Origin of the sequence: Streptomyces inhibens (genome assembly GCF_003389455.1) — a bacterium.
Taxonomy (GTDB): Bacteria; Actinomycetota; Actinomycetes; order Streptomycetales; family Streptomycetaceae; genus Streptomyces; species Streptomyces inhibens.
Window position 1 is genome coordinate 18,102 of sequence record NZ_QUAC01000055.1, and the last position, 14,292, is coordinate 32,393.

Annotated in this window: 12 protein-coding genes; 8 read left to right on the forward strand and 4 right to left on the reverse strand. The window is 71.7% G+C overall.

From position 1 onward, the window contains the following. Positions 1-51 precede the first annotated feature (51 nt). The 3 genes from DY245_RS08040 to DY245_RS08050 all read left to right on the forward strand — a co-directional run bounded on the left by DY245_RS08040 (position 52) and on the right by DY245_RS08050 (position 5,424). Positions 52-2,289, forward strand: a complete 2,238-nt coding sequence (locus DY245_RS08040; RefSeq protein WP_181923571.1) for a family 2 encapsulin nanocompartment cargo protein terpene cyclase — start codon at positions 52-54, stop codon at positions 2,287-2,289. 196 nt (positions 2,290-2,485) lie between these two features. Further along, positions 2,486-4,594, forward strand: coding sequence for a nuclease-related domain-containing DEAD/DEAH box helicase (locus DY245_RS08045; RefSeq protein WP_244942903.1), 2,109 nt, complete (start codon positions 2,486-2,488; stop codon positions 4,592-4,594). A gap of 152 nt (positions 4,595-4,746) precedes the next feature. Then, positions 4,747-5,424, forward strand: coding sequence for a chitin-binding protein (locus tag DY245_RS08050; RefSeq protein ID WP_128505017.1), 678 nt, complete (start codon positions 4,747-4,749; stop codon positions 5,422-5,424). A gap of 99 nt (positions 5,425-5,523) precedes the next feature. On the opposite strand, the gene DY245_RS08055 is transcribed toward DY245_RS08050, so the two are convergent. Both DY245_RS08055 and DY245_RS08060 read right to left on the reverse strand, forming a co-directional pair. Then, the gene (locus DY245_RS08055) at positions 5,524-6,366 is read right to left on the reverse strand and encodes an NAD-dependent epimerase/dehydratase family protein (protein WP_128505075.1); all 843 of its coding nucleotides are present in this window, start codon (positions 6,364-6,366) and stop codon (positions 5,524-5,526) included. Further along, complete coding sequence (locus DY245_RS08060; RefSeq protein WP_128505019.1) at positions 6,363-6,833, reverse strand: nuclear transport factor 2 family protein; 471 nt, start codon at positions 6,831-6,833, stop codon at positions 6,363-6,365. The genes DY245_RS08055 and DY245_RS08060 overlap by 4 nt, the downstream gene beginning before the upstream one ends. Positions 6,834-6,938: 105 nt before the next feature. On the opposite strand from DY245_RS08060, the gene DY245_RS08065 reads away from it, so the two are divergent. Continuing rightward, entirely contained in the window at positions 6,939-7,571 is a 633-nt protein-coding gene (locus DY245_RS08065) for a TetR/AcrR family transcriptional regulator (protein ID WP_128505021.1), read from the forward strand. Positions 7,572-7,684: 113 nt separating this feature from the next. Here DY245_RS08065 and DY245_RS08070 read toward each other — a convergent pair whose 3' ends face one another. After that, positions 7,685-8,314, reverse strand: coding sequence for a hypothetical protein (locus tag DY245_RS08070; RefSeq protein ID WP_244942904.1), 630 nt, complete (start codon positions 8,312-8,314; stop codon positions 7,685-7,687). An 11-nt stretch (positions 8,315-8,325) separates the two neighbouring features. Continuing rightward, complete coding sequence (locus DY245_RS08075; RefSeq protein ID WP_128505024.1) at positions 8,326-9,918, reverse strand: hypothetical protein; 1,593 nt, start codon at positions 9,916-9,918, stop codon at positions 8,326-8,328. A gap of 192 nt (positions 9,919-10,110) precedes the next feature. On the opposite strand from DY245_RS08075, the gene DY245_RS08080 reads away from it, so the two are divergent. The 4 genes from DY245_RS08080 (at position 10,111) to DY245_RS47815 (ending at position 14,119) form a co-directional block, all read left to right on the forward strand. Then, on the forward strand, positions 10,111-10,506 hold the full coding sequence (locus DY245_RS08080) for a VOC family protein (protein WP_181923572.1): 396 nt from the start codon (positions 10,111-10,113) through the stop codon (positions 10,504-10,506). 173 nt (positions 10,507-10,679) lie between these two features. Beyond that, positions 10,680-11,456, forward strand: a complete 777-nt coding sequence (locus tag DY245_RS08085) for an ABC transporter ATP-binding protein (protein WP_244942905.1) — start codon at positions 10,680-10,682, stop codon at positions 11,454-11,456. An 860-nt stretch (positions 11,457-12,316) separates the two neighbouring features. Next, positions 12,317-13,062: FtsX-like permease family protein (locus DY245_RS47810; protein WP_342354173.1), on the forward strand; the 746-nt coding region annotated here is incomplete at its 3' end. Positions 13,063-13,387: 325 nt separating this feature from the next. Next, on the forward strand, positions 13,388-14,119 hold the full coding sequence (locus tag DY245_RS47815) for an FtsX-like permease family protein (protein WP_342354174.1): 732 nt from the start codon (positions 13,388-13,390) through the stop codon (positions 14,117-14,119). Positions 14,120-14,292 lie beyond the last annotated feature (173 nt).

Sequence of the window (14,292 nt, forward strand, 5' to 3'; positions counted from 1 at the left end):
CGTGGTTCAGCGCGCCTTCCTTCCGCACGTATGGGGAAGAGGCCAGCAACGGTGACGCAGCCATTTGAATTGCCGAACTTCTATACGCCCTATCCGGCGCGGTTGAACCCGCATCTGGAGACGGCGCGGACGCACTCCAAGAAGTGGGCCCGCGACATGGAGATGCTGGAAGGCTCGGGCATCTGGGAGGAGAAGGACCTCGACGCCCACGATTACGCCCTGCTGTGCTCCTACACCCACCCCGACTGCGACGCGGACGCGCTCTCACTGGTGACCGACTGGTACGTCTGGGTCTTCTTCTTCGACGACCACTTCCTGGAGAAGTTCAAGCGGACGCTGGACCGGGAGGGCGGCAAGGAGTACCTCGACCGGCTGCCCGCCTTCATGCCGATGGATCTGACCGCACCCGTACCCGAGCCGACCAACCCCGTCGAGGCGGGACTTGCCGATCTGTGGGCGCGCACCGTGCCGCACATGTCCCTGGACTGGCGGAGAAGGTTCGCCGAGAGCACCGAGCATCTGCTCAATGAATCGCTGTGGGAACTGTCCAACATCAATATCCACCGGGTGCCCAACCCCGTCGAGTACATCGAGATGCGCCGCAAGGTGGGCGGCGCCCCCTGGTCCGCCGGCCTGGTGGAGTACGCGACCGGCGCCGAGGTCCCCGCGGCCGTCGCCGGCTCCCGGGCGCTGCGGGTGCTGCGGGACACCTTCGCCGACGGCGTACATCTGCGCAACGACCTGTTCTCCTACCAGCGGGAGACGGAGGAGGAAGGCGAGCTGAGCAATGGCGTCCTGGTGCTGGAGACCTTTTTGAACTGCACCACCCAGGAGGCCGCCGATGCCGTCAACGACCTGATCACCTCACGGTTGCAGCAGTTCGAGAACACCGTGGTCGCCGAACTCCCGCCGCTCTTCGTGGAGAAGGGCCTGGACCCGAAGTCCTGCGCGGAGGTGCTGGCGTACGCCAAGGGGCTCCAGGACTGGCAGTCCGGCGGCCATGAATGGCATATGCGCTCCAGCCGCTATATGAACGGCGGCGGGTCAGCGGCCGGTACCTCGCCGCCCTGGTCGCCCTTCTCCGTCGGCGGACCGGGCACCTCGGCGGCCGACCTCAAACAGGCCCTGGCCACGGCCGGTGCGCTCCGCTTCCGCAGCTCCACCCACGTCCCGCACCAAACGGTCGGCGCCTCCCAAATCCCCGACATCCATATGCCGTTCACCACCACGCTCAGCCCGCACCTGGAGGGCGCCCGCCGCCGGGTCATCGCCTGGGCGCACCGGATGGGCATCCTTTGCCCGCAGCCCGGCGTACCGCTGTCCGACGTCTGGGACGAGCCCGCGATGGTCCGGCACGACCTGGCGCTGTGCGCGGCCGGTATCCACCCGGACGCCACCGCGGAGCAACTGGACCTGAGTTCGGCGTGGCTGGCCTGGGGCACCTACGCGGACGACTACTACCCACAGGTCTTCGGCCGGACCCGGGACATCGCCGCCGCCAAGGTGTGCACCGAGCGGCTGTCCGCGTTCATGCCGCTCGAACCGTCGGCCGGCACACCCGAACCGGTCAACGCCCTCGAACGCGGGCTGGCCGACCTGTGGACCCGTACGGCGGGACCGATGACCCTCGAAGCGCGCCGGATGTTCCGCGAGACCATCGACAAGATGACGGCCAGCTGGCTCTGGGAGATCGACAACCAGATCCAGAACCGCGTCCCCGACCCGGTCGACTACATCGAGATGCGCCGGGCCACCTTCGGCTCCGACCTCACCATGAGCCTGTGCCGCATCGGCCACGGCCGGCAGGTCCCGCCGGAGATCTACCGCACCGGCACCCTGCGCTCACTGGAGAACGCCGCCGCCGACTTCGCCTGCCTGATGAACGATGTCTTCTCCTACCAGAAGGAGATCGAGTACGAGGGCGAGGTCCACAACGGCATCCTGGTCGTCCAGACCTTCTTCGGCTGCGACTACCCGACCGCGCTGAACATCATCAATGACCTGATGACCTCCCGCATGCACGAGTTCCAGCACGTCGCCGCCCATGAACTCCCCGTCGTCTACGACGACTTCGACCTCTCACCGGAGGCCCGCAAGGCGCTCGACGGGTACGTCCACGAGCTGGAGAACTGGATGGCCGGCATCCTCATCTGGCACCGGGGCTGCCTGCGCTACATCGAGCCCGAACTGCGCCACCCGCCGGGCTCGCCGGGGTGGCTGGGCGCGCCGACCGGGCTGGGCACCTCGGCGGCGAGGATCCTCCGGCGGGCGGTCGCGGGCGTCGGGTAGCCCGCAGCCCGTAGCGCTGGGCCGCAGCTCCCGTGTCCAGGCCCGTTTTTGTCGGCCCCCGAGGCGACAAGGACGGGCCGCGCGCTTCCCCGCAGCATGCGCCCGTGCCCCTCCCGTGCGCGCTACCACGTCATGTGCCACCGACCTATGGTTCATGACCCCGTGGACGCGGGGGCGAGCGGCAAGGGGGCGAGCGATGGCGGCAGGGAGCCCGATGGGCAGGTCGGCCGGCAGTTCGGCATCTCGGCGGGCGCAGGAAGCCCGTAGGCAGGAGCGGCTGTTACGCGAACAGTGGCAGGCGGCCAGGAGGCAGGCCGAGCGGTGGGAGGCGGCGAGCGAGGGGGAGCGGCGGGTCGCCGCCCAGCTGCTGATGCTCACCGAGCGCGGCTGGCGGCTGCTGGTGGACCGGCGCTGGCCGGGCACCCGCGCCGCCAACGTGGACATGCTGCTGATCGGCCCGGGCGGCGTCTTCGTCATCGACGTCAAGAACTGGCGGGCCGCGCCCGAGGCCTCGGCCGGCCGGCTGCGCGCCGGCGGATTCTCCCGCGACGAGCACCGGCGCAAACTGCTCGCGGTCACCAAGACCGCCGAGAGCGCGGTGGCCTCCTTGGGGATGTCCCCGGTGGCGGTGCGCCCGCTGATGGCCTTCGCGGGGCAGCGCGTCGACACCGAGCTGGGCCGGGTACGCCTGCTGGGCGAGCACGAGATCGGCCCGGCGCTGCTGTCGGAGCGCACCCGGCTGTCCGCCCAGTCGGTCCGCGCCCTCGCCGAACACCTGGAGCGGGTCTTCCCCGAGTACGAGGCCCCGCCCGCCGCCCGGCCCCCGGCCGCCGGTGCCCGCCCACCGGACGCCGCGTCCGACGGCCTCTTCGACCTCGACGGACTGCGGGAAGCCGCGCTCGACGAAGCGCGCCGGGCTCCCATCGAGCAGTGGATGACCTTCCTCGACCCCGACCAGCTCACACTCGTACGACGCAACTGGGCCGGCCCCGCCCGGATCAGCGGCCCGGCCGGCACCGGCAAGACCGTCGTCGCCCTGCACCGCGCCGCCTATCTGGCCCAGCGCACCAACGGCCGCATCCTGTACGTCACCTTCGCCAACAACCTGCCGCGGGTCCAGGCCACCTTCCTCAAGACCATGGCCCCGGCGGTGGCGGACCGGATCGACTTCCGCAGCCTGCACTCCTGGGCGCAGGAGTACGTCAGCGGCCGTGGCGTCCCCGTCCGTCTGCACCGGAAGAAGGCGGAGACCGCCTTCAGCCTCGCCTGGAAGCACGTGGGCCGGGGCAGCTGCCTCGCCGAGATCGATCCGCTGCCCCACTACTGGCAGGAGGAGATCAACTACGTCATCAAGGGCCGCGGTATCACCTCCTTCGAGGAGTACGCCGCGCTGGTCCGCCGGCGCCGCCGCGCCAGTCTGCGCCGCCCGCACCGGCAGGCCGTCTGGGCCCTCTACGAGGCGTACGAATCCGAGCGCACCGAGCGCGCGGTGCACGACTTCAACGACGTCCTCTCGCTCGCCCTGGCGGAGGCGGCCGGCCGCACCGGCCACTGTGCCTATACGGCCGTCATCGTGGACGAGGTCCAGGACCTGACCCTGGTCGGGGTGCGTCTGCTGCATGCCCTGGTCGGCGACAGCCCCAACGGACTGCTGCTGGTGGGGGACGGCCAACAGGCCGTCTACCCCGGCGGGTTCCGGCTCTCGGACGCCGGTATCGACATCCGCGGCGACCGCGGGCAGGTGCTGCGCGCCAACTACCGCAACAGCAAGGAGATCGTGGACACCGCGCTCTCCGTGGTCGCCGAGGACTCCTTCGAGGACCTCGACGGGCTGCCCACCCCGGGCCGCCGGGACGTCGACCTGACCTACCACGACGGCCGGGTGCACCGCGCCGGGCTGCCGACCTCGGCCGCGCACGACGAGGCCCTGCTGGCCGCGCTGCGCGCCCTGACACCCCAGCAGCTGGCCGACTCCGCCGTACTCTGCCCCACCCAGCGCGCCATCGAGCGCTACCAGCGCCTCCTCACCCGGGCGGGCATCCCGGTCTGCCCGCTGGACAGGTACGACGGGCACCCGGTCGCGGCCGTGAAACTCGGCAGCTACCGACGCGCCAAGGGCCTGGAGTTCAAGCGCGTATACCTCCCCCGGTACGACGCCGGCCTGCCGGCCGACGCCCAGCACGGGACCGCGTCCGAAACCGCCCGCGAACGCGGCGAACTCGCCCGCAGTCAGCTCTTCGTCGCCATGACCCGGGCCCGCGACATGCTGTGGCTGGGCAGCGTCCGGCCACAGCGGGAACGGTGACCCGGCGGAGCTGCACTCCTCGATCGTCGGGTGAATGTGTCATAAGTACGGAATATTCCGATTCGGCATCGGGAACCCCCCATGGCGAAGTCCCGCAACGATCCCGACCGAGGGCGCCGGACCGCCGCCCTGGCCGACAAGGAGTTCCGTAGATGCGACGCAAGACCGCTTTCCTCGGCGCGGCGGCCCTCACCGCGGTGTTCGCCGTGCTCTGCCCGCTCGGCGCCCATGCCGCCACCGGCGTCATCACCTTCCACACCCGGCCGGGGAACAAGCCGCACGAGATCCTTGATCCCGGCGACGACCACTGCTACGGCCTGGGGGACGCCTACGGCGAGGTGGACAACGACACCGGCGTCGACCTCGTCCTGTGGAGCTCCCGCGACTGCACCGGGCGCGCCCTGGCCACCGTGCCGGCCGGCAGGGCGGTCACGATGGGGCGGTACGGCAGCCTGCAGCTCGCCGAGGTGGAGCCGTCGGACGAGTCCGACTCCCAGGACCCTTCCGACTACCGCGATTCCTCCGATTCCCAGGATCCCTCCGATTCCCGGGATCCCTCCGATTCCCGGGATCCCTCCGACTCCGGGGATCCCTCCGACACCCGGGACCCTTCCGACTCCAGGGACCCCTCCGACTACCAGGACCCTTCCGACTCTCCGGCCGATGCCGAGTCGCCTGTCCGGTCGAACTCCTCGGCCGCCCCCGGCCATCCGGCCGTATCCAGCTCCCCGGCTGCCTCCAGCTCGCCGGCCCGCTTCCGTAAGCCGACCAGGCCGGGCGCCCGCGCCCATGTGCTCACCCCCTCCGCGAGCGACTCGCCCGCCGAGTAGAAACGCACCGTGCCGGCCCCGGCGGCACGCCACACCTGTAGCGGCCGCCCGCGCGCCGGCTCGTCGGTGACCGGCGATGGCGCCGGCGTACGGGCGGCCTCACCAGGCCTGTTGGTCCGCGAACGCCCGGAAACTGCGGGGCGGTTGGCCGGTGAGGCGCTCGACGGTGTCGGTGACGCGGTCCTCGGTGCCCTCGGCGATGGCCCGGTCCAGGCGGGCCAGCAGCGCGGCGAACTCCTCGGGTATCTCGGCGGCCAGCCGGTCGCGCTGCTGCTCGTAGGTGAGCGGTCGGTGGCGTACCGGCCGGCCCGTGACCGCGGTGAGGGTGGCGGCGATCTCGTCGTAACTCAGGGCCTGGGGGCCGGTGATCACCAGGTCGGGGCCGGGCGGCGCCGGTTCGTCGACGAGGGCGTGCACGGCGACGGCGGCGATGTCGTCCGCGTCGACGAACGCGACACGGCCCGTGCCCGTCGCGGTCAGGATGGTGCCGTCGGTGCGGATGCTCCGGGCGTGCAGATGGCTGCCGGTGAAGTTCTGCATGAACCAGGAGGGCCGCAGCACCGCCCACTCGTCGAACAGGTCCGGGAGCGCCGCATGCACCTGGCCCACTCCCGGGCCACCGGCGGGCAGGGCCGAGGAGCTGAGGAGCACCACACGGCGCACACCGGCCGTACGGGCCCGCTCCAGGAAGGGCAGCATGACGGCGGCCGGGTCGGGTGCGGCGACCGGCGGTACGAGGTAGAGCCGGGCCGCTCCGTCCAGGGCGCGGTGGTGGGTGGCGGGATCGTGCCAGTCGAATCGGATGGGCCGGGCGCCGGCCTGTTGGGTGGGACGCCGGCCGGCGGCCCTGACGGGGAATCCGCGCGCGGTGAGCCGGGGTACGAGGCGGCTGCCGGTGGTTCCGGTGGCGCCGGTGACCAGGATGGGTTCGCGGTCGGTCATGACGACGTCGCCCATGACGACTTTTCCCATGACGACTTCGCCTCGGCCATGGAGGCCGGGACGGCCAGGGGGTTCCAGTAGTCGCGGTAGTGCGTGATGCGACCGTTCTTGACCGTCACCACGGCGATGTAGGCCATCTCGTACGGCGCACCGGTGGCCACGATCCGCCCGGTGGCGCGCATTTCGACGACGATGGTGTCCGGGGCGTCGGTCCGGTGGATCTCCAGGTGGGGGATGTCCTGGAGGTCGACGTGAGCGGGATAGTCCCGCATGTACGCGGCGATCGCCGGCCTGCCGTCGAGCCGCTCGGGGAAGCCGTCCGGGGCGAAGGGGAACTCGAAGACGGCGTGGTCGTCGCACAGGGCCACCCAGCCGTCGATGTCCTTGTCGAGGAGCAGGCGTAGGCCGTGGCGGTAGAGGTCTGTCGGTGTGGGTGGTGCGGTCGGTGCGGGATTGTCGGTGCTCATGGGAGTGCCTCCTCGCCCCTACACTGGGGCGCTATGTGGACCGTTGGTCCGCTTGACTTCGACTATACGGACCGACGGTCCGCTTCGTAAAGGGGAGGGCTGATCATGGCCGAACGCAAGGCGCGTGCGGACGCGCTCCGTAACCGCGAGACCGTTCTGGCGGCGGCCGACGAGCTCTTCGCCCGCAGCGAGAGCCCCCGCAGCGTGTCGATGGACGAGATCGCGGCGGCGGCGGGCGTCGGCAAGGGCACGCTCTTCCGGCGGTTCGGCGACCGCACGGGTCTGATCCGCGCGGTGTTCGAAGCCCGGATCGAGCCGCTGCGGCATGCCGTGGAGGCGGGCCCGGCCCCGTTGGGGCCCTCGGCCCCGCCGCGTGAGCGCGTACCGGCGCTGCTCGACGCCGTCCTGTGCTTCAAGCTCGACAACCGGCATCTCTCCCTCGCCCTGGAGGAGGCCGGCAGCGGCAGCCCGTATCAGGCGGCGCATTACGCGTGGTGGCACGGCATCCTGCGGGATCTGCTGGAGCGGATGCGCGACGCGGCGGACGGCACCGCGGATGGCCCTGCGGACGGCACTGCGGCCGGTCCGGCTCCGGAGAGCGACTTCACGGCGCACGCCCTGCTGGCCGCCACCCGCGCCGATCTGGTCGAACACCTCGCTGCCCAGGAGGGGATGGACCGCGAGCGGATCAGGGCCCAACTGGCGGCCTTCGTCGGCACGGTCCTGGGGCAGGGATAGGGATCACGGATAGCGACCATGGACAGGGACCATGGACAGGGAAATGGACTGCGCGATCAGGGGCGTGTGGTGCCCCCGCTGTCTGCCCGAACAGCCGCACCAGCCCGCGTGCGTCAGGCCGCCTCTCCCGCTTCCGCCTCTCCGGCTTCTCCCGTCTCTTCCTCCCTGCACCACGCCAGGTAATCCGCAACCACCTCGGGCGGGTTGGCCGCCTCGGTGAGGGTCTCCTCGTACCCCGCGCGGTACATGTCGAAGAGCACGATCGGGACGGGGCGGCCGAGGATCTCCGTGATCCGGCCGCTGGAGTGCAGATGCCGTGCCAGGTCGATGCAGGCCTCGTCGAAGTGCAACTCCAGCAACTCGTTCCGGACGCTCACCTCGTCGTCATCGTCATCGTCATCGTCGTCCTCGTACCAGAGCCCGAGCTCCTTCACCTCGGCGGTGTGCAGGGCGGCTCCGGTCGGGTCGGCCGGATCGTGGCCGATGACCCCGGCGATCTCGTCCAGCGGCCAGCACGCGTAGTTCCAACGGGCCTCACCCGGGTCCGGGTCCCGCTGCCCCGCCAGCACCCGTCGCAGCTCGTCCTCGGTGTTGTAGCCGATCGCGAGATACGGATGGCGGTCGTCGAACGAGTCATTCCGCCAGATCCGGAACGAGACCACGTAGATCTGCGGCCTGAGCGCCTCCGGAAACGCCTCCAGCGCCCGCGCGCCCATGCGTCGCATGTGGTCCTGGAACGTCATATCCCCTCCCCCTATGACAAGCGCGGATACGTCTGGGACAAGCCGTGGCTGTAGCGGCTCAGGACATCCCGAAGCCTGTACTTCTCTCCCCGCCGCAGCAGCACGCGGAGTTCGTCGGGCGGAGAGCTGATGACGGAAACCCCGTCGTCGTCCTCGTCGTCCTCGTCGTCCTCGTAGTCCTCGTAGTCCTCGTCGTCCTCAACCGCGTCCGCGTCCGCGCCCTCGCCCTCGCCCTTGACCAGGAACGGATCGTTGGGAAGGTCCTCTTCGGCTTCCGGACGGCACTGCCATACCGCTCCGTAGAGCCTGACCTGGACCTCTCCGTAGTACCAGGCCGCGCCGACAAGGAACGGTTCGTCCTCCCGGGCGCTCATGTCCTTATAGGTGCTGAACATCTCCCGCACCAGTGCTTCGAGCCGGTCCAGCGACTCCGCGGAGAAGTCCCACATCTCTTCCCCGCCGGCCTCTTCGGCCCACGCGGGGAAGGCCGCCTCCCGCTCGGCCAGCCAGGTGTTCAGCCGCGGATTGTCCCCCCAGTCCGGCCTCTGCGGTATCTCTCCCCGTACGGGCTCCCACCCCGGATGCTCCGCCCGATACGCCTGGACCGCCTCCCGGATCCTGTCGTAGAGGGCCGTGAACTCCCGCCCGGTGCGCGCCCGGATCGCGTGATGGGCCACCAGCCGCGGGGCGATGGCATCGAGCCCCAGGGCCGGGTCGGGGATGATCACCGCGGTGCCGTCGGAACGCAGCGCGGGGTCCGCGTGCCAGCCCCACCGGCCGCCCACCAGCCGCAGCAGGACCTCGCCGAGGTAGGCCGGGTACGCGTGGAAGCTGTCGTCGTCCGAGGCCGGGGTGTCGCGGTGGTGGTCCTCCAGCAGTTCGGCTTCCACACCGGCAAGCGAGCCGGGGGTGAAGTCCCGTTCAGGATGGGGCCATTCCATCGCGTCGGAGATCGTCTCCAGCTCTTCGAGCCAGTCGTGCAAGGCGTACATGTCTGAGCCGGTCTCGTTCACGGCAGATATCTCGTAGCCGGGGGAGAGGTCACACAACGCGTCCACGCCGGGTGTGGGGCGCCGCGTCGGCCGCCAACCGGGGTGTTTCTCGGCGTGGCGCTCGGCCATGCCGAGAAGATGGCGGTGCGACTCGATCAGGTCCGTTCCCCAACTGCCCGCCCGGCAGGCGTGGTCGATCATCGCCATGGGCACTACGTGGCCTTTCACCACCACGTGGGGGTAGGTCCTCGCCAGGGCCGCTACGCGGTCCTCCGCGAAGGCGGGGTCGAGCCCGATGACCGGCTGCGGCCCGTACATTTTCGTACGGGCCCACGCCCACTCGCCGCCGATCGTGTCGAGAATGATCTCCCCGACGTAGGCGCAGGCGTCCAGGGCGATCCCCGAGGCATCCGGCACCGATTTCTCCCGGAACCTGCCGAGCAGGAAGACCTCCAGAGGTTCCAGCGAATCCGGGGCAAGGTTGAACGGAAAACCGGTGGGGAGATGGGTCTTCCCAAGGCGATCCAGCCGCTGGGGTACGGAAGCGACCCACTGTTCGGTCCGCTGCTGGGGTGTGCCGCTCGGCGGACCTGGGCGCGCGTCATTCTTCATACCGGCCGAGCCTAATGAGCCGCCTGGATCAGTGGGCCGCATCGCCCAACACGCCGGCCTGCACCCCGAGATCGGCCCCCGCAGCGGGCCCCGGACGGCCGTGACGACCCGAGCCGCACTGCCTAGGACATCGTCCGTCCTACTCGGCTCGTAGCGTCGCTCGCCTCGACGGGAGACAGGAGTGGGAACGGCATGACCGAAGAGTTCGACAAGGCGACCCGGGCGACCCAGGCGGCCCGGGTGAAGTGCGCCGCCTTCTGGGGCCACAGCGGCAAGGCGCTCGCCGACTTCTACGCGGCCGCGCTGGGGTGGCGGGTCACCCAGACCTACGGTGACACCGCGGCAATGATCAGCGATGGCACGACGAGCTATGTCTTCTACACCGCCGAGCAGTTCAAGGCTCCCAACTGGCCGGCGGATGAGCTCGTCTTCCATCTGGATCTGGCCTTCGACGATGTCGCGGCGGCCGAGCGGCGGCTGATCTCACTCGGCGCCACCAAGCCGGAACATCAGCCCGGCGGTGCGCACTGGACGGTGCTGCTGGACCCGTCCGGTCAGCCCTTCTGCATCAGCGCCGCCCGGTCGTAACGGCCCGGTGGCCCCCGCGTCCTGGTGGAGGCCGCTACACCACCAGGACGGGACCGTGCTCTCTCCCCGGCGCCCGCATTCGTTTCTAGCGTTCTCGGTGGCTTGGCGATCTGTCCGACCACTGAGAGGGCGTGCGTATGTTCGGGCGGCGGTGCGGTTCCGCGGCAGCCGGCGTGAAGCGGGGGGACCTGGACCTGGAACGCGCACCCGATGCGCTCACTTTGGCCGGGGTCGGGCGGGAGTACCGGCGAGGAGTGGTCGCGCTGCATCCCGTCGATCTCGCGGTGCCGCGCGGGCGGTTTCTCGCCGTCATGGGGCCGTCCGGGTCCGGGAAGTCGACGCTGATGCAGTGTGCCGCCGGGCTCGACCGGCCGACGGTGGGGACGGTGCGCATCGGCGGTACGGAGCTGTCCTCGCTCAAGGAGGCCGCGCTCACCCGGCTGCGGCGGGAGCGCGTCGGGTTCGTGTTCCAGGCCCACAATCTCGTGCCGTCGCTGAGCGTCGTGGAGAACGTCGCCCTGCCGTTGCTGCTCGGGGGCGATGACGCGGACGAGCGGGCCCGGCGGGGGCTGGCGGCCGTCGGGCTGGGGGAGCGGGGCGAGGCCGCGCCGTCGGAGCTGTCCGGCGGGCAGCGCCAGCGGGTGGCGATCGCCCGGGCGCTGGTCACCGGGCCCGACATCGTCTTCGCCGATGAGCCCACGGGGTCGCTCGATCCGGCCACCGCGCAGGACGTGCTCGCCCTGCTGCGACAGGCCGTCGACCGCGACGGCCACACCGTCGTCATGGTCACCCACGATCCGGTCGCCGCCGCCTGGGCGGATGCGGCGCTGTTTCTCCTACGGGGGCGGGTCGTCGACCGTCTGGAGAGACCGGAGACCGCCCAAGTGCACGAGATCATACGGGACTTGGGGCGTGAGCAGCGCTACGGGCGTGAGGGGTGCGCCGTATGAGCGTGACCAGGCTCCTCGCCTCCCGCGCCGCGCGGACACATCGCCGGGCATGGGTCGCCGTCTTCGCCGCCCTCGTCCTCACCTCCCTGCTGCTCGGCACGTTCGGGCTCACGCTCGCCTCGGCCGCGCTCGGGCATCCGCGCGTGGAGCGGTACGCGGCTGCCGATCTCGTCGTGGCCGGGGACCAGAACACCCGCTTCACCGCCAAGCCGTGGGGCAGCGAGCCGAAGACCGCAGAGGCCGGGCTCACCGAGCGGGTGCGGGTTCCGGAGGCGGCCCTCGCGGTGGCGCGGAAGGTGCCCGGGGTGCGGGCGGCCATCGCCGACGAGGTGTTCCCGGTGGGGCTCGGCGGGGGGAAGGCGGCCACCGGGCGGCCCTGGGGCGCCGCCCGGCTGGCGCACGGTGCCGTACGGGAGGGTCGCGCACCGCAGCGTGCCGGAGAGGTCGTGGTGAGCGGCGGGGCCCGGGTGGGTGAACGGATCGCGCTGCGCGCGGGCGGCGCCGGGGCGACGTACTCCGGGAACTCCGGGAACTCCGGGAACTCCGGGAACTCCGGGAACTCCGTGTACTCCGTCGTCGGGGTCGCGGGTGGCCCGCCTGACACCGTCTACTTCACGGGGAGCGAAGCCCGCCGCCTGGCCGGGCACCCGGGCTCCCTGGACGCCATCGGGATCGTCGCCGAACGCGGCATCGGGACCGACGAGCTGCACACGCGGGTACGGCATGCGCTGGACGCGGCCGGTCTGGAGAGCGTCGGGCGGCGCGCGGACGGTGACCGGGCCGCGCTGCGCGTACTGGCCGGGGACGGACGCGGTGGCCCCGAGTTCCTGGCTGCCGGGCCCGCCCGCACGGGCCTGCTGATGCTGCTCGGCTCGGTGGCCTCCACCGTCGTCCTGATCGCGCTGCTCGTGGTGTCGTCCACGGTGGTGCAGGCGCTCCAGCAACGCGCCCATGAACTGGCGCTGTTGCGGGCGGTCGGGGCGACACCTGGGCAGCTGCGCGGTGCGGTGGGCAGGGAAGTGGGGCGGGTGGCGACCTTTGCCGCGCTGGTGGGGGCGGCGGGCGCGTTCCCCGCGTACGTCGCACTGCGCGGGCTGCTGGACGCCCGTGGCGCACTGCCCGCCGGCCTTGAACTCCCCCTTCCGCCCTGGCTGTGGCCCGCGCCGCTGGTCACCGCGGGAGTCACCGTCCTGGCGGCGCGCCTCGCGGCATTGATCGCGGTGGCCAGGACGGCGAACGTGCGGCCGGCGGAGGCGCTGCGCGAGGCGGCGCCCGGCAAGGGGCGCCAGGTCACCGGGTTGGTGCTGCTGGTCATGGGGGTGAGTTCGGCGGGGACCGCCACCTTGCTGCACGGCGAGGCCGCGGCCGCCGCGACCGGGGCGGCGGCGGTGACGATGGTGATCGCCTGCGCGCTGCTCGGGCCGTGGATCGCCGAGGGTGCGATGCGGTTGCTCGGGGCGCCACTACGGCGGTTCGGCGGGCCCGGCGGATGGCTCGCCGCCGCCAACAGCACGGCGGCGGCCCGCCGTTCGGGTGCGGCCATCACCCCCATCGTGCTGGTCACCGCCTTCATCGGCGTACAGCTCTCGGCGGGTGCCACGCTGACNGCCATCACCCCCATCGTGCTGGTCACCGCCTTCATCGGCGTACAGCTCTCGGCGGGTGCCACGCTGACGCACGAGGGGGCGGCGCAGGCCGGCCGGGCGCTCCGGGCCGATCTCGCGGTGCGGGCGGACGGCGGGCTGCCGGCCGGTGCGGTCGAGCGGATCCGGAGGGTTGTGGGGGTGCGGGCGGCGACGGACGTCGTACCCGGCACGGTGGTGCTGGCGCGGCGGGCGGCCGGTTCGCCCGAGCTCGACCGGCTGCCGGTGCTCGGCGTCACGCCGGAGCGGCTGACGCAGACGCTCGATCCGGGAGTGCGCGAGGGGACCATGCGCGCGCTGCGGCCCGGCACGGTCGCGGTCGGCGAAGACCGGGCGCGGTCGCTCGACGTACGGCCCGGGTCCACGGTGACGCTGCGCTTCGGGGACGGGGTGCAGGCGCGGCTGCGGGTCGTCGCGACCTACGAGCGGTCGCTCGCGCTCGGCGACTTCCTCTTCGCGCGCGACGAGCTGCTGCGGCATGTGTCGGGTCCGGGGGAGGGGCGACGCGTGCTGGTGCGGACCGCCTCGGACGGGGACCGCGGGGTGGTGGAGCAGGCGCTGGCGGCGGCGGTGGCGGGGGCCCGTGTGGAGCGGGGGCCCGCGCCGGTACGGGTCGCGGCGGAGGACCAAGCGCTCGGCGAAGTGGTCTCGGCGGCGGCGGTCTCGGCGGTGGGGGCCTTCACGGTGATCGCCGTGCTGAGCACACTGTCGCTGATCGCGATCGGACGGCGCCCCGAACTGCGGCTGCTGCGCCTGGCGGGGGCGGGGCGCCGGCAGCTGCGCCGGATGCTGCGGCTGGAGGCGGCGGCCACGGCGGTGACGGGGCTGGCCGTGGGGGCCGGAGTGGCCTCGGTGCCGCTGCTGGCGTTCAGCCTGGCGATGGCTCGTACGCTGCCGTATCTGCCGGCGGTCCAGGGCGTGCTGATCGTCGTGGTGGTGGCCGTGACGACGGGGGCGGGGGCGCTGCTGCCGCTGCGGGAGACGTTGCGGGGGCGGTATCCGGCGCGGCAGCGGGGGTGAGGCGGGCCGGCGCCCCGGGGGGAGACAGCAGTTGCCCCATGTCCAGGACCACGTCCAAAACCACGTCCAAGACCACGTCCAAGACCACGTCCAAGACCACGTTCAAGCCCACGTCCAAGACCCCGTCCCAGCCCTCTTGATTTCTAGTGGTCGTTGCAACGCCCCAGCTCAAG